We start from the raw sequence: 24179 nt of genomic DNA, 5'->3' as shown, positions 1-24179 counted from the left end.
AACCAATATCTGTAAACAGAGGGTTATCCTGCTTGTACTGCATCTTATTCGCAGTAATTCTTACTTACATAATCCTTAATTGCTTCGCTGTCTTCCGGCATTCTGCAGCCGATAATATATTCTCCATCATTATTAGAACAGCGGATAACACAGCCTTCCAGCGGTTTATCGCCTAACACATCAAAGCCCTGAACGTCCAGTGTAACATTTTTGCCCTTCGCACGCTCAAATACAGAATCGTTTACTGAAAATGCGAAACCATTGGCACTGATATTGACCATCTTGCCGTCATAAGCTGTATCCTGTCCGCTGATACGGATTGTACATCTGTTATCCAGCGGCATACGCGGATATTTTCTTCTGTTAAATACCTGTGGATTGGTTTCAATGCTCAGCTTAAACTGACCCTTTTCGCCATGTCTGCTGTATTGTACTGCTACGTGCTCCCAGCAGTACAATACATTATCCACAACAATATTTAACCGGCAGAACGCATTTCTGTCACGCTTATCAACTGCCTGTCCGCTCTTACTATCCAGTGTTACAAAAATATCTTTATCAATACAGTCTACGACTTCACCCAGATATTCATCTTTCTTACCGCCAGCATCCCCAAAAGCAATAGAAATCTTCATGCCCTGTTTAATATCCTGAACACCCATAAATCCGCCAACACCCAGTTCACGCATCAGCTTACCAACTACACCTTCAATATCCATGGCACTCTTTGCGCTGGCTTCGTACTTGCTTAACATTGTCTTTGTCGTCAGTTCTGCACCGCTGATGCTCTGTGTCATGACTTCCATGACTTCACCGACCTGATTCATATTCTCTGTCAGTGTGCGGTTAGAACTTTCCACTTCTTTAACGGCACTATCCACAACCTTAATATTCTCTCCAAGACTGGTAGCGTCCTGTGTAATATTGGTTACACTTACATTGACATTCGATACCTTTTCAATATTAACCTGTATCAGTTCAATGGTTTCTGCAATGGATTCAAGCATCTTCTGGGATGTTTCTTCCAGATGGGAAAGCGCTTCCATGATACTGTTAGAAGATGCCTGTGTGCCGCTGCTCAAATTACGGATTTCATTGGCTACAACCGCAAAGCCCTTTCCGGCTTCTCCGGCTCTTGCCGCTTCAATGGAAGCATTTAACGCCAGTAAATTGGTCTTTGAGGTAATGCCCTCAATTGTACTGGTTTCTTCTTTTACATTTTCAAATTCTTTCTTAAAATCTTCCAGAATCTGTTCAACCTGTTTTGAAAGGTCTGCCATCTTATTGGTTGTTTCCACAACCTCTACCAGTTCACCCGCACTCACATTGGCATGTTCAACCGATGCCCCGATCAGGTCTACTACCTGTTCCATCAGGTCAGCCACACCTTTGACCTGTGTATCAATGACCTTTGTCATCTCCATGGAAGAAAGGGTCTTTTCATTTAAGACACCGTTGTTGGCATCGAGATTCTGCATATCCTTCATAACATCATTGGCACCCGTTCTGTTCTCGTCTGCCAGTTCACGGACAACCGTTACACCGTCTACAACGGCATTACTTGCATCCTTAACCTGTTCTACGGTACGGACAACGCGCTCTAAGTTGCTTTTAATAGACTGCGTAAGCGCCCCATCGGATTCTACCAGATGTTTGATTGCCATATTGGTACAAACATAACAACCAATTACAATGACCAGCTGTAATGCACATTCAGGACTTGCCATATAATCCATCATGCCCTTTGCCAGCCCCTTATAAGCATTACTTGAAATCAGTACAAAAAGTGTAATCCACATCATCGTGCGGATAAACTTCGGGTCTTTGTATAAAATCAGAATTGAAATTAACGGCAGGATAAACACATATGAAATCTGGTCGAGTGCCGTCCATGCAATAACTGAATAAAATGCAAGATATCCCAGTCCCACAATCCATTTATACGGTTTAAAATCCATTCCTTTAATAAATAGCAGTGCCTGTCCGACAATATAGACTGCCCAGCCCGCAATCGCAAATGCTGCGTAATAGCCCGGTGTCAGTGTTCCGGTGCCGACTTTGATGCCATAATAAATGCACGCAACGATCAGCAGAAGCACCCATGTTATGCTTGCTCTTTTGTTCGTCTTTGCCCTGAAAAAGGCTTCATTATAATTTTCCATAAACATTTCTCCTTTTAGTAAGTCAGCCATAGTTCTTTATTAAGAAGTATACCATAATTTATCAAAAAAGACTACTACTTCCCGCAGACACCATCAAAAGATATCATTTTCATTATTTTGTTGAAAAGGCCTCAAAAATATCTTAAAATAGTGATATGATGCCATGGTAAAAGCCGCTGGCCATGATAGGAGACTGCTATGAGTGACTTTATGATAAGAAATTTTTATAAACAGCGAAAAGACTTTGAGAAATCATCTGCCGAACGGAATTTAACGCTTACTTTTCCGGATACTGTCACGGAGATAAAAAACATTCCTTATATGACAGACGCCTCTGCCGCAAAAGACAACACTTCTTTGAACACGGACTGCCCACCGCAAAGCAGTAAATCACACATCCGCGATTCGCACCGTCTGGACTGTTACCGTCCGAAAAAACGGGACGGCGAACTTCTCCCGGTAATTGTAAATGTGCACGGCGGCGGACTTTTACTTGGCAGCAAAGAATTTAACCGGTTATTTTGCATGCGGTTAAGCGAACTTGGTTTTTTAGTCTACAGCGTGGAATACCGTCTGATACCGGACTGTTCATTTTTCGACCAGTGTCAGGATTTAGCCTGTGCCATGGACTTTTTAAAAACGCGGATTTCTTCCGATAACGGTGATCTGTCCCATGTATATGCAGTCGGGGACAGTGGCGGTGCGTGTCTTTTAACCTACACTGCTGCCCTGCAGCATGCCCCTGCCGCAGCAAAAGCTGCCAAAGTCACTCCGTCTTCTTTACATATCAATGCGCTGGGACTCATCAGTGGCATGTTTTATACAACAAAAAAGGATAAAATCGGATTGTTTCTTCCAAAGTATCTTTACGGAAAGAATTACAAAAAGAGTGCCTTTGCGCCGTTTGTAAATCCCGAACACCCTGATATTGTAAAGGCACTTCCGCCGTGTTTTCTGGTAACCAGCCACAACGATTACTTAAAACGCTACACGTTACAATTTGAAAAAGCACTGGCACGTTACCAGGTGCCGCATGATTTATTGAATTTTCCGGAAAATCCGAAGCTTACACACGCTTTCAGCGTATTTGAACCGGAACTTGACGAAAGTTTACAGACAATGAAATCCATGATTGATTTCCTTCAAAAATACTAGAACAGGAGATGACACTTATGAACTATGATGAAAATGTTTTCAAAGAAAAAGCCAACATCAAAGCCCGCAGAATCTGGCTGGTCTTTGCACTTTTACTCACAGCCAACTATGGCTCCGATGCCGCAAACGGCCTGTATCCGGTTTCTAATTACATTATTTTTGTAGTACTATGCTGGGTTCCTTTCTTTATCGGCGATATTCTGCTGCGGCTAAAAGGAAAATCAACTGATTTGTACAAATATGATCTTGTTATCGGATACGGTATCTTTTATACCTTTGTATCCTGCACAACAGCTTCACCAATTGCATTTACCTATGTGCTTCCTGTTACAAGCCTTCTGGTCCTTTACAAGAACCGCAGCTTTATGATTCGTTGCGGCATCGCCAATACGCTTGTCATCATCGGCAGCGCCTTATACCGCGGTGTCGTACTTGGCTGCAACTCTGCGGCTGATATAAAAAATTACCAGTTACAGGTATCCTGCATTGTTTTATGTTATATCTGCTACGTGCTGTCTATCCGCCATTTAAACGAATCTGATGGGGCTTTAACCGACAGTATCAAGGCTGACTTACAGCGTGTCATCTCAACCGTTGAAAAGGTAAAAACCGCCAGCAATACCATTATGAACGGTATTACCGTTGTCCGTGAACTGGCTTCTGAAAACAAACACGGCTCTGACGTTGTTTTACTTAGCATGAATGAATTAACTGACAACAACGGAAAATTACAGCAGCATACCACCTCCTCCACCGATATGACTGGTGATATTAATGCACAGGTGGAACACGTTGTTGCATTAATCAACGAAATGGTTTCCTTAACAGCTGAATCCGTTACACATGCACAGACCAGTTCCGCAGACCTTGACGAACTGGTAAAAACTGCCGGAACGATGTCTGAACTGTCTGGCGAAGTTGAAAATGTTTTACAGGAATTCAAATCAGAATTTGAAAAAGTAAAAGAAGAAACCGGTACGATTGACAGCATTTCAAGCCAGACCAATCTGCTTGCCTTAAATGCTTCGATTGAAGCCGCACGCGCCGGCGAAGCCGGAAAAGGCTTTGCGGTCGTTGCCGAACAGATTCGCACATTAAGTACCGAAACCAAATCTTCATCCGGTCAGATTCAGGATGCCTTAACCCGTCTGGATGAGATTTCAGAAAAAATGACATCTTCTATCGAACAGACCTTGAAACTGATTCAGCTGACCCTTGAAAAAGTAACCTTAACCGGCGAAAATGTCGGTAAAATTACTGCGGATTCTTCACAGCTGGGTGAACATATCCAGGTTATTGACACCGCTATTAAAGAAGTGGAAAATTCCAACCGCCAGCTGGTTTCCAACATGGAAAACGTTACTGATATTGTAAATGTCATGACCAACTGCATTTCCGACTCTGACGAAACGACCAAACGCATGAGCAGTAAATATGAAGAAACGGCTCTGAATATCAACAACATTGAAGATGTTATCCAGGATTTAATGTGCGAACTGGGTATCGGCGGTTTCATGGGCATTGATGATGTAAAACGCGGCATGAAGATGACCGTAACCGTTCATGATGATGCTTCTTCTAAAGACATTGAATACCACGGTGAATTACTGGAACAGGTTGAAAATACGCTTTTTGCCTCTCTTGAAAAGAAGCTCAGCCTGCCAAAACCGGCAGCATGTACCGTACAGGTTACTGTCGGTAATGTTCTTTACTGCTGGAGCCATGCCAAGATTCAGTCTGACAGCGGTAAAACAGCTGCGGAAGAAACTTACCGTATTCAGATTACCAGCCGTCCGCAGATTATAAACCGCCGGAAATATCCACGCATGGATATTTCCAACACCTGTACGATTACCGTGAAAAATTCCGGTGAAACCTTTAAGGGTCAGTTAGACAATATCAGTGCAAACGGTTTTGCCCTTCTGGTAAATGACCCGTTCTTTGCCTCTGCCAAGGGCCGTGACATTTCCATTGCCATTGATAACTTTGCACTGACCGCCCATTCCGTACTGGAAGGCCGAATTATCCGTTCTTCTGAAAATGAAGGCACGTATATCGTCGGCTGCCAGATGCCGGAGGACAACTACTACATTATGGAATATGTAGAAAGTGCCCTGCGCGAAAATCCGAAACATGTGTAAAATATAAGATAACTACGATAAAACAGCTTGAACCAAACGCCACCGTAACCGAAGGCTTATCCGTTATGCAGAATGAAGTGACCGGTTCCGCTTCTGACATCGCCGCTATTTCAGCCGGTCCGCCATGGTATAGAACTGGTAGTAAATGCCTTTCTTTTCCATAAGTGCTTCGTGGTTTCCTTCTTCGGCAATGCCTTCCTGCGTAAGCACTAAGATTCTGTCCGAATTGCGGATACTGGATAAGCGGTGTGCAATGGTAATCGTTGTTCTGCCCTTTGACAGCTTCTCTAACGACTTAGCAACCTCATACTCGCTTTCATTGTCCAGCGCCGAGGTCGCTTCATCCAGAATCAGTATCGCCGGGTTCTTTAAAAATACCCTTGCGATGCTGATTCTTTGTTTTTGTCCGCCGGAAAGCTTCACACCTCGTTCTCCGATATAGGTCTGATAGCCGTCTTTTAGTTCCCTGATAAATCCATCTGCCCCGGCAAGCTTTGCGGCTTCAATAACCTGTTCCTTTGTCGCATTTAAGCTGCCGTATACAATATTGTCATACACCGTGCCCGAAAACAGATAGACGTCCTGCTGTACAATGCCAATCTGCTGGCGCAGGCTCTTTAACGTAAATGATTTAATATTTTTACCGTCAATGCTGATTTCGCCGGAATCAATATCATAAAAACGCGGAATCAGGTTACAAAGTGTCGTCTTTCCACCGCCTGACGGTCCGACAATGGCAACCTTTTCGCCCGGACGAATCGTCAGATTCAGATTTTCAAAGACCTGATTGTGGTCATCCGGATACTCAAAGCTTACATCTTTAAATGTAATATCTCCTGTTACATCTTTTAATTCGACTGCACCCGGCTCGTCAAAAATGTCGATTTTGGCGTCCATAATCTGTAAAAAGCGTTCAATTCCCGTCATACCGCGCTGGAACTGCTCGGCAAATTCAATGATTCTGCGGATTGTTGCAATAAATGTCGTTACATACAGCATATACGCAACCAGATCGCCCGGCAGAATCATGCCTCTAACCATAAAAATACCGCCGGCAACCACAACTGCCAGATACATCACACCGTCAAACATTCTGGTTGTGGTCTGGAATGCGCCCATATATTTATACGTTTCTTTTTTAATCCCAAAGAAGCTGTGGTTATCCACATCAAACTTCTGATTTTCCATATCTTCATTTGTGAAAGCCTTCACAACCTTCTGACCCAGCAAGGTATCTTCAATACGCGCATTTAATTCACCAATCTGATACCGCTGTGCCGCAAATGCCTTTTTCATTTTGCGGTTCAGCTTCATACAGGATAGAACCATAACCGGCACAATCACAAAAATAATCAGTGTCAGCCACAGATTAATCATTGCAAGAATTGCAAAGCCTGCAATGCCTTTAATCGCCGCAATAAAGAATTCCTCTGGACAGTGATGCGCAAATTCGGTAACATCAAATAAATCGTTGGTAATCCGCCCCATAATCTGACCGACTTTCGTATTGTTATAATACGTATCAGACAGCTTCTGCAAATGCGCATATGCATCTTTACGCATACCGGTTTCAATCTTTGCACCCATAACATGCCCCGTATATGCCATATAATAATTGGCAATACCATCAATAATACGCAGTACCAGATACAATGCACCCAACATCAGAATGGTCTTTACGGACAACGCCGCAAGATCCCGGATTCCTTCGTTGGTAATATAACGCATAATCAGCGGAAGCACAAGCTCGCAGATTGTTGTCAGCGCCGCACAGAATAAATCCATGCAGAGCGTCCCCATATGCGGCTTATAATACGGTGCAAACCGTGAAAGCAGCTCCTTTGTTTCATACTCTTTCGTATTCACGTTTCGTTTCCTCCCATTTTTCTTCATCTTACTCTCTTTCTTTGTCTGTACACGCATAAATCTATATCTTTACACGTTTCACCCGGCTTCGCCAAACATTTTTCCTAAAGTTTTGTCAAACAATACATTTATTATGTGTCATGTTGCTGCGCCAGCCAGTTCTGTCAACGGTTTTATAGTATATCCCATTTCTTCCCACTTGGTCAACAATTCGTCTAAAATCTGCGCATTTGTCGAGGACGTGGAATGTAACAGCACGATTGCGCCGGGGTGTATTCTTTTAAGCAGCTTGCCAAACGCTTCGTCTTTTGTCGGCTGTTTATCCTGATACCAGTCCACATAAGCAAGACTCCAGAAAAACGTGTGGTAGCCAAGCTCCTGCGCCATTTTTAAGTTTTCAATATTGTATTTGCCCTGCGGCGGACGGTAAAATTTTGTTATCGGTGTCCCTGTAATCTGCTCAAACAGATTTTCAACGTCCTGCGTTTCCTTTTTAAAGGCATCCATGCTTGAAATGGATGACATATCCAGATGATGATAGGTATGATTGCCGACCGTATGCCCCTCCGCAATCATCCGTCTGACTATCTCCGGGCTGGTTTCCAGAAAATTTCCGACCACAAAAAAGGTCGCCTTTACATCATGTTTTTTCAACGCATCTAAAATCGGCTCTGTATTGCCGTTTTCATAGCCGCAGTCAAATGTCAGATAAATCGTATTCTGTGTTGTATCCCCGATAAAATACGCATTGTATTTTTTTAATTCCTCTGCACTCGCATTTCCTGTCGGCGGCTTTCCTTCCGTGCCAAAACCCAGTCCCCAGTTTTCACTTTTTTCATGCAGTAATGCCGACACACCGACACTCTCCGCCTTTTTTGCTGTCAGCGCTCCCAGCGCATACATTACTAAAAACAGCACTGCCACGATACTTACTTTCTGTGCCGTTATCCCCGACCACGGTTTCCTGCTTTCCCTAATGTCTTTTTCCTTTTCTTTGCCATCAGCTTTACCGCGCCTGCGTCCCGACCTCCACAGCAGTTTCATACACCTCTCCAATCCACAAATACTAGATTTTTACCGCGCAGATTTGTTTCATAAGAACCAAATTCCAATGCAAAAAATAATTACACCGGCATTTTTTCACGCTATATACTATATTCCCGCCGTTTTGGCACTATTCCTTTTTCATGCTTTTTAATGCAAAATGAGCAAAATGAACGACCGTCATACCAACTACGAATGTTTGATACAACGGCCGTTCTAAGACTCTGCGTTATCCAATTTTAAACTCCTTTTTCTTCGATTCTTCATTGATTTTATGAATTTTACTTCATTTTTCAATTTCTTCGATGAAATCTGTTCTGATTGTACAAAGGCAACATCACCTTTTTATTCCCTGCTCGTAAGTTTTCTTTTTGGAATCTTTTCTTTAAAAAATCTTCCTTTTTGTTTTCTTACTTAGAACATTGATACATTTTTTTGAATGATACCTGATTCCTTGAAATTGCTTTCATTGAATCTGTTTCATTCGGATAATATGAAGCTTCTTTCTGTCATCTTTCACGGGTTCTGACAGTTTCAAGATATCTGAAATATAGTTTCCTTTTACTTCTGCATCTTCATTGACTTTGATTTCGTTGATAACCAAAATCTTTTACTGGTATCAGAAGTGTTCCGGTCGTATATTTTTGATACCTTTTCAGTATTTGTTTCTTTACACAAATCTGAAATCTTTCATATTATTGTTGTGGTAAATCTTCAATATGAGTGCCAGCCTGTATTACCTTTTCCTTCTTTTCCTATCTCTTTATAGGAATCTTCCATTTGTTATATCGGTAAAGGTATTCTTGCGAGGGAACTGCTATGCCTTACCACTCTCATATTGTAGGTGTATTCCTTCGTTCTGCATTGGAATCAACCTCCTTTTAAGAACTCTTATGTTTGAAGTTCTTGTTTGTTTGTGATTGTATATTAACACGCAGGTTATTATTTGTCAATACTTTTTTCAAATAAATTTTAATTATTTTCATTCTTTTCTATAAATTGTATATTTTATTATGAATATTCTGACATTTTATACTGGCAGCTGTTCTATCGTTTCATATGCCTGCATCAGCATTTCCTTTGTCACTACATACGGATAATGGCGGATATCGGACATCTGCGGAATCCTGTCCATGGTTTCAAAGAACTGCTCCTCGGTAATGCCGATATCGGCAATGCGCACCGGAAGTCCCAGCTCTTTATTTAACGCATAGATTTTTTCAAATTCCTCCTGTTGTCCGTCTACAAGCAGGGCATACAGTACACCGAATCCGACAACCTCGCCGTGCAGATGTTCTTTTTCAATGACCGGATACGCCGTCAGCGCATAAAAGCAGGCATGTGCCAGACCACTGTTGTAATCCGGTGTAAAGTCCCTTGTAAGGAAAATGGATACAATCGCTGTCGTAACCACAATCGCTAAAGCTACCTGCTCCAGTGCTTCGGTTGCAACACCCTTTTTATTATCCTCCAATGCCTGTCTGCCGTATTCAAGCATCGGTGTCAGGCACATTTTGGAAAATCCGACCCCGACCTCCGTATAATGCGGCAGTTTTTCACCGCGTGAAGAAATCTCAGCTTCGTAATTTTTCGCATACGTGTCGCCGATACCCGCCCACAGATAACGGTACGGTGCTGCGGCAATAATCTGTGTATCGATAAATGCGTGAGCTGCCGGATGTGTAAAGAAATGTGGTTTGAAAAATATGCCGTCTTCATGATACATAATTGAAACAGAAGTACATGCCGCACAGTTGGAAGCGATTGTCGGGAATGTAAACACCGGCTTTTCACACTCGATACACAGACATTTGCAGGTATCAATTGCCTTTCCACCGCCCACGGCAAACACCATATCGGCTTCTTGAAATGACGTCAGTGCGGCAAGGCGTTCTACTGCCTCATACGTGCAGTCTGTTCCGTAAATTTCTTTTCCGATAATATCCAGCCCGCCGTCCGCCGCATTTTTACTGATTTTGTCAAATGCCGCAGAAAGCGCCTTTTTACCGCCGATTACAAGCACCTTTGCGCCGTATGGTTTACAGATTTTTCCAATCTGGTTATAGACCTCTTTTCCTACAGAATAACTCGGTAAATGTAATTCATAATTTTCTAATTTCATGATTCTATCCTTTCCGCAGACATTTTCATGCCCGCAAAACACGTATCAGTTTTTTAATTTTCAGCTGCTTCGCTGCCCATGACCGGCTGTTTTTTCACGCAGCCTACAATCATATGGACAATAAACGGTATCACAATCAGCGTTGCATAACCGATATAAGAATAACCCGTCTTAACCAGCGGAATTAAGCCAAACCGTGTTGTGAATCCGACAAATGCAACACCCATTGCAAGGGATGCGCCTCTGCCTGCGTTTTGTGTCTTTTCCTTCATGGTCTTTCCTCTTTTCTTTTTGTTACAAACCGAAATAAAAAAAAGATTTCCGTTCCCTAAAGGAACAGAAATCTTTTCTGCACGCCACCTGTATGGAAATCTCACATACGGTCTTTCTATAGTCCGTCAAAACGGCGATTACTACAGTCAGACGATATGCTCTCATCATAACGGTTAGAGTTTCCGTCAGCTCCTACTATCATTTCAGGCTGCCCTCATAAGTCCATTCACATGAACCGGAAATACTGCTTTCTCACCACATGCAGTTCTCTGTAATCTCTTACGCTCATGCTACTACTCTTATTCAACGGTTTGTCTTTTTTATTTATTGCCGAGTTTAGCACATTACTGTGTGAAATTCAACCTCTTTTTTACATTTTGAAATAATCAATGCTCTGTACAAGCTGTTCGGCAATCTGACGGAGCTGTTCGGCACTTTCATAGACCTGTTTAAATGTTCCTGCAACCGCTTCTGTTTCATTATATGTCTTTTTCGTGCCTTCCATGTTGTTTCCGGCAATTTCAGAGAGCGCCGACACGGCTTCCACGACTTCACTGCGGGAGCTGTCAAGCCGCTGTGTACTGCTTTTAATCTGTCCGATACTCTGCATGGATTCCCCAATACCCGAAAGCACCTCTTCCACAATATTTTGGGTTGCCTGCATGCTTTCACTCTGATTCTGTAGAATCTGCTGCATCTGCTGCATATTTTCCACGGCTTTTGCGGAATCCTCCATAAGTACCTGCGTAGTTTCACCGATTTCACGGCTCGATTCGTTGGACTGGTCTGCCAGCTTTTTAATCTGATCGGCAACCACGGCAAAGCCCCTGCCGCTTTCTCCTGCCCTTGCCGCCTCAATCGAAGCATTCAGGCTTAACAGATTGGTTTCTTCCGCAATCGACGTAATCAGTGCCGTTGCCTCGTAAATTTTATTGACGGAGTCATTCGTTCTGTTCGTCTGCTCCTGTACCTCTTTTATTGTATGCTCCACTTCGTCATTGATTTTCATGAGATTTAACAGCGTTTCTGCCGCCCTGCGGCCGGACTGCTGCATTGCCTGTGCATTTTCGTCTAACACGCCGACTTCCTGTGTCGTCTGCGTGATATTTTCACCCATAATCTGCATCTGTGCTGAAGTATTCTTGGAATTTTCTGCCTGCTGTGCTGAATTATCCACAATCATTGCCACAGTATCTTTTACCTGTGTCATCGTGCCGTTGGTGGTGTCTGCTGCCATCCCCAGCACATCCGATGCCTCTGACAAATGCTTGGCATTTTCCGAAATTTCACAGATAACGGACTGCATGGCATCACGGAGTGTAATCGTTACTTTCGAGAGTGCACCAATTTCATCTTTTCTTGCAAGCAGTTTTTCATCGACCCATACTTTTAAGTTGCCCTGTGCCAGCTCCTCAACAACCTGGATGCTGCTTTGGATATTACTGCTCATAGACAATGCCATTTTCATGGCAAATGCAATACACACAAGCATAATCACAATCACCGCCATAACAATACTGCCAAGAATCCTGTTGATGACCGCATCTTTTTGCGCCTTATCCGTACCGACAAAGACCATGCCGATAATCTCACTGTCCGAACCATTCTGATAAACCGGCATGTAATAGCCATAATTTATATTTCCTTCTAATGATACGTTTTCGCTGAAATATTCTTCGCCGTTTTGCAGAACCTTTGTAATAATCACATCGCCCGCCGGTGAACCTAAAATGCGGTTTCCATCCGAGTCCGCAGCCGAAGTCATAATCCGTTCGTTTCCATAGAAAAATGTGACATCCATATCCGTGTTCTTTTTGATACGGTCTACCAGACTTTCCGACTTGGAAATGTTATAGCTGCCCTTCCAGATATCGCCATTGCTGGTCTGTATGTAATCGCCCGTATTCTGGTCATATGCCGCCAGTGTCGCCGCCGCAGTGCCTTTTAGCGCTTCCTCAATCTGATTGATTAATGCACCTTTTACCGTGGTAAAGGTTAAAAAAATGGATACAATGCCTAAAAGCAGCACCGGTATAATGGTAATGGATAAAATTTTCTTTTTAATACTCATCTGTAATTCCCCCTATTCGACAACGTGAACAGTTTTAAAGTACCAGTTGATTTTGCCGGTAATCGTTGCGGCATCAAGTGTTTTACCCTGTTCGCCTACGGTTTCTCCCGTATTGGTTTCAATGACACCGTCAAACACACCGTTTTTCCCGGATAAAATCTGCTGTTTGGCTTCGTCCACCTTCTGTTTTGTCCCTGCCGCACAAAAATCTGCCAATTCCGTAATGCTGACCAGATTTTCATTCATGCCGCCGTAATAATTACTGCCGTCCCACGTTCCGTCCAGAACACTCTGTACCGCAGAGGTGTAATAAGCACTCCAGTTCCAGATGACACTACATAAACAGGCATCTGGCGCATTTTTACTCATATCCGAATTATAACCGATACTGTAAACGCCCCGCTCCTGTGCCAGTGTCTGTGGATAAAGCGTGTCACAGTGCTGTGTAATCACGTCACAGTTCATATCAAGCAATGTCGCTGCGGCGGCTTTTTCCGCTTCAGGACTGTACCAGCTGTTTGTTACCTTAACGTAAATCTGTGCATCCGGATTGACAGAATATACACCCAGTGCGAAAGCATCAATACCGCCCGTAACTTCTGAATTGGAAGAATCCATTGCGGCAACGTAGCCGATTTTATTGGTTTTGGTGTTCATGCCTGCCACAATTCCGCTTAAATACCGCGGCTGATAGATTTTTCCGAAATAGTTGTTAAAATTTTTACCGTTGCTTAAATAGCCCGTGCCGTGTGAAAAATACACAGACGGATACTGTTCCGCCATTTCTGCGGTGGTCTGCATATAGCCCCAGCTTGTGGAAAATATGATATTACAGCCCGCATCAATACACTCCTGAATCGCAGTGCGTGTCTTTTGTGCATCACTGTCATCGACATTGATTTTGCGTATAATCTGGTCATCTGAAAGTCCGAGGTTTTGCTGCATCCCCTGAATCCCTAAATCATGTGTATAGGTATAGCCGCTTCCCTCTGCCGGATCAGACAAATGAATGACCCCGACTTTGATATTTTCTTTGGTAATGCCTGTGGTATTTTGTACCGATACGGTACTGTTATCAGAATAGCCCTGATTGGTTGCATAATCGTCCGGCTTCTGTGCCTGACACCCTGCCAGCAGCAAACTGCACGCTGCTGCCGCAAAGATTCTGTAAAACGCTTTTGTACGCTTACAATACACTTTCTTATTCATATGAATCTCCCCTTTGTCACTACAATACATCTGTGGTTGCATATATATACTATAATTTATCATAAAAATAAGAATTTGTAACGCTTTATTTCGGATTTTTTTAGACTTTTTATATTTTTTTAATACGCACAAATAAGCGGACAAAAATAATTTTCTGCCCGCTTTGCTTTATGTTTTAAATGGCATCTGCCGTCAATGCCGCATTCTGCGTATTAATAATGCTTAATATTTCCTCACGGATATGCATATATTCCTGTGTATATTTTGCACTTTCCTGATTCGTGCCTACGATATCGTAGGTAAAATCCGTATGAAATTCTTTGACAATCCGTCCCGGTCTTGAAGACATGACGATTACTCTTGTTGCCAGTGCCAGCGCTTCATCGACATCGTGTGTAATCAGGAAAATCGTATTGCCGGTCTTATTCCAGATTTCACGGATTAACGTCTGCATGTTCTGTCTGGTTAAGGCATCAAGCGCGCCAAACGGCTCATCCATGAGAATCATCTTCGGCTGGTTGACAAGCACCCTTGCAAGAGAGGCTCTCTGCTTCATGCCGCCGGATAATTCATACGGCTTCTGCTTTGCAAAATCCTTTAAGCCAACCAGCTCCAGATACTTTTTAACATCTGCTTCGCGCTCATCTTTTGGAACTTTACGCATTTTCGGTCCGTATTCCACATTTTGATAAATATTTAACCATGGATACAATGTCGGTGTCTGGAAAACAACCCCGCGGTCTGCAGACGGTCCTGTAATCGGCGTATCACCCATCATTGCCGTTCCTTCTGTCGGCTGATGAAATCCTGCTATGATTTTAAGCAGTGTACTCTTGCCACAGCCGGACGGGCCTAATACACAGATAAACTCACCCTTTTCAATTTCCAGATTGACATTTTCAAGTGCTGTCACACTTCCCTTTTCACTGGCGTATCTTAAATACGCATTTTTTATGGAAACGACCGTTTCCCTTTTGATTTCACTTGCCATAACCTTCACCTCTCTCTGCCTGTCTGACATTACTTACCCAATGCGGTTTCAATGTACTTCGGATTCACTGCTTTTTCAAATACGGACTTGTCCGGTACTTTTGTAATACTGCCCTGTGTCTTTAAAAATTCTGCCGTGTCGTAAAGGTTCTGTACCACAGCACCCTTTGCACTGCTTGTTCCAAGATACGTTGAGGAAATCTGTTCACTGCCTGTCAGCCATGTCGAACCACTCATCTGGAATTTTGCATTGTCTTCTGTCAGTTCCATTGCTTCTGCAATCGTCTTGATTGCGGTGCTTTCATCGTTCTTATACATGGATACAGATTTATCAAGTGCCTTTACATAAGCGGCTACAATATCCGGGTGTGCTTCTGCAAACTTTGTACGGACCACTTCAACATTGGAGGTCATATATCCGGCTTTTGCAAGTTCACCGCTCGTTATTACAGTTTTCTTATTGGATAACTGGGATAATGTCGGCTCCCAGATATAAGCCGCGTCAATATCGCCACTGTTCCATGAAGCGTAGATTTTATCCGGCTGCATATCCAGTACCGTTACATCCGATGCACTTAGTCCGGCATTTTCCATTGCCTTTAAGAGTGAAAAATGGGCTGTGGATGCAAACGGAACCGCCACCTTTTTACCCTTTAAATCCGCTACGGTATTAATCCCTGATGTGCCTGTTGCAACAAGGGATTCCACATCACCTAAAACTTCATGAATCCAGATTAATTCCACGCCTAAATCCTGTGCGATTGCAAGCGAAGCCGGACAAGAACCCTCCAGTCCAAAGTCAATACTTCCTGCCGCCAGGGCGGTGTTTACGTCTTTGCCGGAACTAAATTCCACGATTTCCACGCTGACGCTGTCACCCATTTCCTCCTGGAAATAATTCATTGCCTTTGCAATGCCTTCATCGTTTGGCATCTGCTGTGTACCGATTTTTACAATGGTTTTACCATCCGATGTCGTTGCTTCCTTTTTACTGCCGCAGCCCGTTAATGCAACAGACGCCGCAAGCATACCTGCCAGTGCCAGACTTACCAATCTCTTTACTCTCATAATGTTTTCTCCCTTCTTTAATCCCTGTTTTTTGCTTCTGTCATCTATTTTTATCAATCCTTGCCGCTCCACGGAACCAGCTTCTTTTCAAGGAATTTTAAAAGCCAGTCAATGAAAAGGCCCGTAAAGCCCATAACGAAAATACCGACAAAGATAATGTCATTTCTAAACCAGTTGCCCGCATCAACAACCATCCAGCCGATACCGGAAGATGCGGCTACCATTTCGGCGGCTACCAGTGTGGAATATGCTACACCAATAGCAGTTCTTAATCCAACAAAGATTTCGGCTGCACAGGAAGGTAAAATCACACTCCAGAACACCTGCATCCGGGTTGCGCCGACCGTATAGGCGGCATTGATATAATCTTCCTTAATTCTTGCGACTGCCGATACACATGCCACATAAATCGGTGCAAAGCAGGCTAAGAATAACAGTGCAATCTTTGAACTGTTACCGATACCGAGTGCCAGTGTCAGCAGCGTGTAGTAAGCCAGCGGCGGCAGTGGTCTGTAAAATTCGATAAACGGTTCGACAAATGCCTTGATTTTGGAACTAAAACCGCTTAAAAGTCCAAGCGGTACAGCCGTTACTACGGAAAGCAGGAAGGCTTTTAAAAGTCGTTCCATACTGGTTCCCAAATGCTGTAATAAGGTGTGTCCCTTATATCCTTGTGTTAAAACTTCTACAAATGAATCCCATGTTGCCTTCGGTGTCGGAATCAGCTTCGGATCAACCAGTTCCAGTGCCGTTACCAGATACCATGCGGCAAAAAATAAAATGACTGCACAGACGGAAATAATCCGTTCTGTTGAAATTTTTTTCTTTTTCTTCATACCTAATCCTCATTTCCGAGCAAATTTTTTCATCATAACTATTTGTTTTTGCTCACAAACAAATAGCCGGACAAAAAGGAGCCTGACGGATTTATTCCTGTCAAGCCCCTTTGCTTCCTTGTTTTATATATTAAATTGTCATGACCTTTCCTTCTCTTACGCTGTAAGAGCTTTGCAAATCCACTGTAAAGATTCTGCCGTCACCGTGTTCTCCGGTGCAGTTGACTGCCATTAATTTATCAACGATAAGCTGTTCATCATCATTTTCTGCTTCTATAATAAACATCCGCTTATTGTTTAATCCTGTTGTAATGACCGAACCGTCCATAAAGGTCCGTACCACTGCCTGTTTTCCTCTGCCGCTGACTCTCACGCATGTGAATCCCGGCTTTCCGATGTCAAGCAGTGCCTGTTTGGTTTCTGCCGTTTTGTTTGGCCGCACAATTGCGATAATTTCTACCATAACATTCCCTGCCTTTCTACAGTCCTTCTGTCTTTGAACTGATTGTATAGGCTTTCTTAATCGGTGTTACAAAAATTCGTCCGTCACCGAAATTGCCTTCACCGGTTCTTGCCGTTCCGATAATCAAAGAACAAACCTTTTCTTCTACTTCATCGTCTACAACAATCATCAGCATTTCCTTCGGAAGTTCATCATAGAACACGGAACCGACCTGTAAGCCCTTTTGCTTGCCTCGTCCATATACCTCAATTTTAGTTACCGCCGGATATCCTGCATCTGCCAGTGTCTTTAAGGTTTCATCTACTTTCTCCGGTCTGATAATCGCCCGAATCATTACCATAATGCCCCTCCTTTTCTACCGCTTCCTGCGGTGTTGTGCTTTTGTTTGTTTGAATCTGATTGAAAGTTTAGCACCTCCTGTATCCATTCACAATGTCTTGAAAAACAAAGTTTTTTGTGCTGGTGCACAGGTCTTTGCTTTTTTTATAAAAATGTGATAGTGTCTAGGAAAAAGTGTATGCATTAAAATACCTGTGGAAAGGAGTATCAATTATGAAGCTTCCAGGTTATTATACGTCCGGTCAGTTTGCACATATGGCAGAGGTATCGGTACGGACAATCCGCTATTACGACCAACAGAATATTTTAAAACCTTCTTATATTAATGAAAGCGGTGCGCGTTTTTATACAGATGAGGACTTTGTACGGCTCCAGCAGATTTTATTATTGAAATATCTCGGTTTTTCACTGGAAGATATCCGTGAAATGACGATTAATGATACCGACTATCACCTGATGCAGAATGCCTTAAATCTCCAGTTAAAGCTGATTGATGATAAAATCGAACAGATGCAGCTGGTGAAACAGGCAATTCAGGATACTTCCCGTGAAATTTCCAAAAATCACACCGTAAACTGGAGCCAGATGCTGCATCTGATTCACCTGACCGGTATGGAAAAGAGTTTAAAGACACAGTATCAGAATGCCAGCAATATTTCTGCCCGTATCCGTCTGCATGAAATGTATTCCCAAAATCAGACGGGGTGGTTTCCATGGATTTACCACAACTGTAAAATCACAGACGGTATGCGCATTCTGGAAATCGGCTGTGGGGACGGTACACTCTGGAATGAAAATATGGCAAAACTTCCTCAAAATATTTCCGCAGTCTTATCCGATATTTCAGAAGGCATGCTGCGTGATGTCAGAAGGCGTATCGGCAGTGATTCCCGCTTTTCTTTTCAGGCATTTGACTGCCACCGGATTCCATTTGCCTCAGACAGCTTTGACCTTGTGATTGCCAATCATGTACTGTTTTACTGTGATGATATTGCAAAAGTCTGCCGTGAAGTATCCCGCATATTAGTTCCCGGAGGAAGGTTTCTATGCAGTACCTACGGTGCTTCCCATATGCAGGAAATCACGGCACTCGTCCAGGAGTTTGACAGCCGTATCCAATTATCCGGTGATGCCCTGTATGCAAGGTTTGGGCTTGAAAACGGCGCAGAACTCCTTGCACCGTATTTTTCAGAAATTTCAACACAGCTCTATGACGATGCCTTATATGTCACAGATGCAGCACCGCTGATTGAATATATTCTTTCCTGCCACGGCAACCAAAACCAGTATCTGTTAGAACGTTATCAGGATTTCCGCCGCTTTGTGGAAAAAAAGACGCTCAAAGGATTTCATATTACAAAATCGGCAGGGCTTTTTATCTGCCGGAATAAAATATAGAAATTCTTTCATAAAATTTTCCGGAAAAAGCTTGAAGGTGACGTAACGTCATCTTTTATACTGGGTATATTGACAAAATTTATTTGCCTGATTTTAGAACAAAGCATTTACTGTTTCTACAAAAGACTGGAGGTTTTATGAAAGGAATTATTTTAGCAGGCGGTTCAGGCACACGTCTTTATCCGCTGACCATGGTCACTTCAAAACAACTGCTGCCGGTTTACGATAAGCCGATGATTTACTATCCGCTGTCCGTACTCATGAATGCCGGCATCCGCGACATTTTAATTATTTCAACACCACAGGATTTACCGCGTTTTCAGGAACTGCTGCGCGACGGCAGCCAGTTTGGTGTCCGCTTATCTTACAAAGAACAGCCAAGCCCGGACGGACTGGCACAGGCATTTATTATCGGTGAAGAATTTATCGGTGATGACAGTGTTGCCATGGTACTCGGCGATAACATTTTTGCCGGACACGGTTTAAAGAAACGTTTAAAAGCCGCGATTGAAAATGCCGAAAGCGGCAGAGGTGCCACCGTTTTTGGCTACTACGTAGACGACCCGGAGCGGTTCGGTATTGTAGAATTTGACAAAAATGGCAAAGCCGTATCCATTGAAGAAAAACCGGCAAAGCCAAAGAGCAATTACTGTGTTACCGGCCTGTATTTTTATGACAACCGCGTTGTTAAATACGCTAAAAATTTAAAGCCAAGTGCGCGCGGCGAACTTGAAATTACTGATTTAAACCGCATTTATCTGGAAGAAAACCAGTTAAATGTCGAGCTTTTAGGACAGGGTTTTACATGGCTGGATACCGGAACGCACGAAAGCCTTGTCGAAGCTACCAATTTTGTAAAAACAATTGAACAGCACCAGCACAGAAAGATTGCCTGCCTTGAAGAAATCGCTTATTTAAACGGCTGGATTTCAAAGGAAGATGTATTAAAGGTTTATGAACTGTTAAAGAAAAACCAGTACGGACAGTATTTAAAAGATGTCTTAGACGGCAAATATATGGATGTACTGCACTAAAGGAGGATTTATGACTATTATTGTAACCGGCGGTGCCGGATTTATCGGAAGCAACTTTATTTTTCATATGTTAAACAAATACCCGGATTACAGGATTGTCTGCTTAGACTGCCTAACCTATGCCGGAAATTTATCAACGTTAGAGCCTGTTATGGACAACCCGAATTTCCGTTTTGTAAAGGAAAGCATTACGGACCGTGAGGCCGTTTACCGTCTTTTTGAAGAAGAAAAGCCGGATATCGTTGTCAACTTCGCCGCTGAAAGCCATGTTGACCGCTCTATTGAAAACCCGGAAATCTTTCTGGATACGAACATCAAAGGTACTGCCGTTTTAATGGACGCCTGCCGCAAATACGGCATTACACGTTATCATCAGGTTTCTACCGATGAAGTATACGGCGACCTGCCACTTGACAGACCGGATTTATTCTTCACGGAAGAAACGCCGATTCACACCAGCAGTCCTTACAGTTCCTCAAAGGCCGGTGCGGATTTACTGGTGCTTGCCTACCACAGAACCTACGGCCTGCCGGTAACAATCAGCCGCTGTTCCAACAACTACGGTCCATATCATTTTCCGGAAAAGCTGATTCCGTTAATGATTGCAAATGCCTTAAATGACAAGCCGCTTCCGGTTTACGGAAAAGGTGAAAATGTGCGTGACTGGCTCTATGTAGAGGACCACTGCAAGGCGATTGATTTAATTATTCACAAGGGACGTGTCGGTGAGGTTTATAATATCGGCGGCCATAACGAAATGAAAAATATAGATATCGTAAAGATTATCTGCAAGGAGCTTGGCAAACCGGAAAGCCTGATTACTTATGTAACCGACCGCAAGGGACACGATATGCGTTATGCCATTGACCCGACAAAGATTCACAATGAACTGGGCTGGCTTCCTGAAACAAAGTTCGCAGACGGCATTAAGAAAACCATCCGGTGGTATCTGGACAATCAGGACTGGTGGAAAACCATTATTTCCGGCGAATATCAGGATTACTATGAAAAAATGTATAAAAACCGCTAATAGAAAGGACATAAATTTATGAAAGTGCTTGTTACCGGTGTCAAAGGACAGCTCGGACATGACGTTGTAAATGAACTTGAAAAACGCGGACACACTGCTGTCGGTGTTGATATTGAAGAAATGGACATTACGGACTTTGCCAGTGTTGAAAAGACACTGACAGCGGTTTCTCCGGAAGCGGTCATTCACTGTGCCGCATGGACGGCTGTCGATGCCGCAGAAGATGCCGAAAATCAGGAAAAAGTCCATCTTGTCAACGCCATCGGTACGGAAAATATCGCTAAAATGTGTAAACATCTGGATATTGCCTGCATGTATATTTCAACCGATTATGTATTTAACGGTCAGGGAACTGACAGCTGGAAACCGGACTGTAAGGACTATGCACCGTTAAATGTGTACGGACAGAGCAAATTAGACGGGGAACTCGCCGTTTCCGGTCTGCTTTCCAAGTATTTTATCGTCCGTATTGCATGGGTATTCGGTCTAAACGGCAATAACTTTATCAAAACGATGTTAAAGGTCGGCGCAAGCCACGATAAACTGACGGTTGTCAATGACCAGATTGGCACACCGACTTATACGTTTGATTTAGCACGCCTGCTTGTCGATATGATCGAAACCGACAAATACGGTTACTACCACGCAACCAACGAAGGCGGCTTTATCAGCTGGTATGACTTCGCGACGGCTATTTTTGCCGAAGCTGTGGCTTTAGGACACAGTGAATATGACAGCGGACATTTAACGGTTGCTCCTGTTACCACGGCGGAATACGGCATTTCCAAAGCCGCAAGACCGTTTAACAGCCGTCTGGATAAGCACAAGCTTGTTGAAAACGGATTTACTCCGCTTCCGACATGGCAGGATGCACTAAAACGATATTTGAAAGAAATTTTGTAATAACAAGGGCATGAAAATGCCCGTGGAATGGAGAAGTGTGAACAAAAACAAATCGTTATGATAGCAGATGAGAAATCGCCTGCGCGAATTTCTCATCGCATCTACGCAACAAGTTGCTCAGGAATGGAGGAAAATGCGAAAATCCATATATTAAAGATTTTCGCATAGCACTTTGTGCCGCAGGCGTCACAAAGTCGCTTTTTATCGCAAAGTCAAATATTCATTTGACTTGCGATTCCTCCGGCATCAAGATGCCTGCGGAATGGAGTATAATATGGGACAGATTCAGGTTGAAAAAAATGCAGGCGGAATTGAAGGCCTGTGCGTGATTACACCAACCGTTCACGGCGATTCACGCGGATATTTTATGGAAACTTACAATCAAAAGGATATGGAGGAAGCCGGACTTACAATGCAGTTCGTACAGGACAACCAGTCTGCTTCTTCAAAGGGTGTTCTGCGCGGTTTACATTTTCAGAAGCAGTACCCACAGGGCAAACTGGTACGTGTCATCAAAGGCTGCGTTTTTGATGTTGCCGTGGATTTACGTGAAAACAGCCAAACATACGGCAAGTGGTTCGGTGTGGAGCTTTCAGAAGAAAATAAAAAGCAGTTTTATATCCCAGAAGGCTTTGCACACGGATTTTTAGTATTAAGCGATACCGCAGAATTCTGCTATAAATGTACGGACTTCTACCACCCGAATGACGAGGGCGGTCTCGCATGGAATGACCCGGAAATCGGAATTGTATGGCCCAAGCTTACCGGCTCCTATAACGGCACCCCGTCCGGAGACGGCTACAGCCTTGATGACGGCACGAAGCTGTTACTCAGCGATAAGGATCAGCTGTGGAAGGGATTGAAGGATACGTTTCATTTCGCATAAAGTGTAAAAATAAGAAAGCAGTGCAGTACCAAAAACGCCTCAACGTGTTACTTGACTTCGGCTTATTTTGGTACTGCACTGCTTTTATTTACGCTTTGGCTCCATGAGGGGAGAGCATGGCAGTCGGAACATTATAGGCAAAAATTTACCGTGTTACTTGACTTCGGCTTATTTTGGTACTGCACTGCTTTTATTTACGCTTTGGCTCCATCATTTACAGTTAAGCGAATTTTCTGCCTGTTAATAATTCAAATGCTTCTTTATATTTTGCAATTGTCTTATCGATTACATCGTCCGGGAGGAGGTAGTCGCTGTCCGGATTTGCTTTTAACCAGTCTCTTACGAACTGCTTGTCATATGACGGCTGTGACTTTCCTGCTTCGTATCCTTCTAACGGCCAGAATCTTGAGCTGTCCGGTGTGAGCATTTCATCACCGATAACAACGTTGCCGTTCTCATCCAGACCAAATTCAAACTTTGTATCTGCAATGATAATTCCCTTGCTTAATGCGTATTCTGCGCACTTCTTGTAAAGCTTGATTGTACAGTCCTTAATCTGTGTTGCATAATCTCTGCCCTTGCCCGGATAAAGCTTTTCTAACACTTCTACGCTCTGCTCGAAAGAAATATTTTCATCATGATCGCCTAATTCAGCCTTTGTACTTGGAGTATAAATCGGTTCAGGCAGTTTTTCTGATTCCTTTAAACCTTCCGGAAGGCTGATGCCACAAACAGTACCGTTCTTCTTGTAGCTTTCCCAACCACTGCCTGTAATGTATCCACGCACGATACATTCAATCGGGAGCATTTCCAGCTTCTTGCACAGCATGCTGTTTCCGTCGTATTTTTCTGACTGGAAAAATTCCGGCATATCTTTTACATCTACAGAAACCATATGATTCTTTACAATATCCTTTGTGTAATCAAACCAGAACTTTGACATCTGTGTTAAGATTGCACCCTTATCTGTAATCTTATTCTTTAAAATGTGGTCGAATGCTGATATTCTGTCTGTTGCCACAAGAATAAGATTCTCTCCGATATCGTAAACTTCTCTTACTTTTCCTTCTTTGAATGGTTTAAATTCCTGCATTTTCTTTATATCCTCCATTTTTTACAATTTACTTTAGTATACAATATTCGACACCGGTACTCAAGCCGTATTTTATGAAAATATGCCAAGCGCAGG

Annotated in this window: 20 protein-coding genes; 7 read left to right on the top strand and 13 right to left on the bottom strand. The window is 43.1% G+C overall.

Translation table 11 applies throughout. The features are described 5' to 3' along the window. Positions 1–44: 44 nt before the first annotated feature. Complete coding sequence (locus WMO37_RS11490) at positions 45–2162, bottom strand: methyl-accepting chemotaxis protein (protein ID WP_349155083.1); 2118 nt, start codon at positions 2160–2162, stop codon at positions 45–47. A 198-nt stretch (positions 2163–2360) separates the two neighbouring features. Between WMO37_RS11490 and WMO37_RS11485 the strand changes: the two genes are divergently transcribed. Together WMO37_RS11485 and WMO37_RS11480 are read left to right on the top strand one after the other, a co-directional pair. After that, complete coding sequence (locus tag WMO37_RS11485; RefSeq protein WP_349155082.1) at positions 2361–3317, top strand: alpha/beta hydrolase; 957 nt, start codon at positions 2361–2363, stop codon at positions 3315–3317. A 17-nt stretch (positions 3318–3334) separates the two neighbouring features. Further along, positions 3335–5458, top strand: coding sequence for a methyl-accepting chemotaxis protein (locus WMO37_RS11480; RefSeq protein ID WP_349155081.1), 2124 nt, complete (start codon positions 3335–3337; stop codon positions 5456–5458). 105 nt (positions 5459–5563) lie between these two features. On the opposite strand, the gene WMO37_RS11475 is transcribed toward WMO37_RS11480, so the two are convergent. The 11 genes from WMO37_RS11475 to WMO37_RS11425 all read right to left on the bottom strand — a co-directional run bounded on the left by WMO37_RS11475 (position 5564) and on the right by WMO37_RS11425 (position 17740). After that, positions 5564–7351: an ABC transporter ATP-binding protein gene (locus tag WMO37_RS11475; RefSeq protein ID WP_369426216.1), complete on the bottom strand. Its 1788-nt coding sequence runs from the start codon at positions 7349–7351 to the stop codon at positions 5564–5566. Positions 7352–7462: 111 nt separating this feature from the next. After that, positions 7463–8227, bottom strand: a complete 765-nt coding sequence (locus WMO37_RS11470) for a delta-lactam-biosynthetic de-N-acetylase (RefSeq protein ID WP_436970288.1) — start codon at positions 8225–8227, stop codon at positions 7463–7465. 1171 nt (positions 8228–9398) lie between these two features. Further along, complete coding sequence (locus WMO37_RS11465; RefSeq protein WP_349155079.1) at positions 9399–10490, bottom strand: iron-containing alcohol dehydrogenase family protein; 1092 nt, start codon at positions 10488–10490, stop codon at positions 9399–9401. Between the two features lie 53 nt (positions 10491–10543). Continuing rightward, a complete protein-coding gene (locus tag WMO37_RS11460; protein ID WP_349155078.1) occupies positions 10544–10762 on the bottom strand; it encodes a hypothetical protein in 219 nt (72 codons plus the stop codon). A gap of 371 nt (positions 10763–11133) precedes the next feature. After that, entirely contained in the window at positions 11134–12834 is a 1701-nt protein-coding gene (locus WMO37_RS11455; RefSeq protein WP_349155077.1) for a methyl-accepting chemotaxis protein, read from the bottom strand. 12 nt (positions 12835–12846) lie between these two features. After that, entirely contained in the window at positions 12847–14043 is a 1197-nt protein-coding gene (locus tag WMO37_RS11450; RefSeq protein ID WP_349155076.1) for a BMP family ABC transporter substrate-binding protein, read from the bottom strand. A 175-nt stretch (positions 14044–14218) separates the two neighbouring features. Next, positions 14219–15034: an ABC transporter ATP-binding protein gene (locus WMO37_RS11445; RefSeq protein ID WP_349155075.1), complete on the bottom strand. Its 816-nt coding sequence runs from the start codon at positions 15032–15034 to the stop codon at positions 14219–14221. A 29-nt stretch (positions 15035–15063) separates the two neighbouring features. Continuing rightward, positions 15064–16101 carry a taurine ABC transporter substrate-binding protein gene (locus WMO37_RS11440; RefSeq protein WP_022431805.1) on the bottom strand — a complete coding sequence of 346 codons (1038 nt, stop codon included), beginning with the start codon at positions 16099–16101 and terminating at the stop codon, positions 15064–15066. A 53-nt stretch (positions 16102–16154) separates the two neighbouring features. Next, positions 16155–16937 (bottom strand): ABC transporter permease, encoded by a 783-nt coding sequence (locus tag WMO37_RS11435; RefSeq protein ID WP_022431804.1) that lies wholly within the window; start codon positions 16935–16937, stop codon positions 16155–16157. A gap of 130 nt (positions 16938–17067) precedes the next feature. Next, entirely contained in the window at positions 17068–17400 is a 333-nt protein-coding gene (locus tag WMO37_RS11430) for a P-II family nitrogen regulator (RefSeq protein WP_022431803.1), read from the bottom strand. 16 nt (positions 17401–17416) lie between these two features. After that, positions 17417–17740 (bottom strand): P-II family nitrogen regulator, encoded by a 324-nt coding sequence (locus WMO37_RS11425; protein ID WP_022431802.1) that lies wholly within the window; start codon positions 17738–17740, stop codon positions 17417–17419. A 212-nt stretch (positions 17741–17952) separates the two neighbouring features. Here WMO37_RS11425 and WMO37_RS11420 point away from each other — a divergent pair, with 212 nt between their 5' ends. From WMO37_RS11420 to rfbC, 5 genes are all read left to right on the top strand, one after another. After that, complete coding sequence (locus WMO37_RS11420; protein WP_349155074.1) at positions 17953–19137, top strand: MerR family transcriptional regulator; 1185 nt, start codon at positions 17953–17955, stop codon at positions 19135–19137. Positions 19138–19274: 137 nt separating this feature from the next. Beyond that, complete coding sequence (gene rfbA, locus WMO37_RS11415; protein ID WP_022431800.1) at positions 19275–20171, top strand: glucose-1-phosphate thymidylyltransferase RfbA; 897 nt, start codon at positions 19275–19277, stop codon at positions 20169–20171. A 10-nt stretch (positions 20172–20181) separates the two neighbouring features. Next, a complete protein-coding gene (gene rfbB, locus WMO37_RS11410; RefSeq protein ID WP_022431799.1) occupies positions 20182–21201 on the top strand; it encodes a dTDP-glucose 4,6-dehydratase in 1020 nt (339 codons plus the stop codon). Positions 21202–21219: 18 nt separating this feature from the next. Beyond that, the gene (gene rfbD, locus WMO37_RS11405) at positions 21220–22104 is read left to right on the top strand and encodes a dTDP-4-dehydrorhamnose reductase (RefSeq protein WP_349155073.1); all 885 of its coding nucleotides are present in this window, start codon (positions 21220–21222) and stop codon (positions 22102–22104) included. A gap of 274 nt (positions 22105–22378) precedes the next feature. Continuing rightward, complete coding sequence (gene rfbC / locus WMO37_RS11400) at positions 22379–22990, top strand: dTDP-4-dehydrorhamnose 3,5-epimerase (RefSeq protein ID WP_022431797.1); 612 nt, start codon at positions 22379–22381, stop codon at positions 22988–22990. 220 nt (positions 22991–23210) lie between these two features. Here the strand turns inward: rfbC and WMO37_RS11395 are convergent, their stop codons facing one another. Continuing rightward, positions 23211–24083: a phosphoribosylaminoimidazolesuccinocarboxamide synthase gene (locus WMO37_RS11395; protein WP_022431796.1), complete on the bottom strand. Its 873-nt coding sequence runs from the start codon at positions 24081–24083 to the stop codon at positions 23211–23213. Positions 24084–24179 lie beyond the last annotated feature (96 nt).

It is taken from the genome of Lachnospira intestinalis (assembly GCF_040095895.1).
GTDB lineage: Bacteria > Bacillota > Clostridia > Lachnospirales > Lachnospiraceae > Lachnospira > Lachnospira intestinalis.
This window is presented reverse-complemented; position numbering and strand designations above follow the sequence as displayed.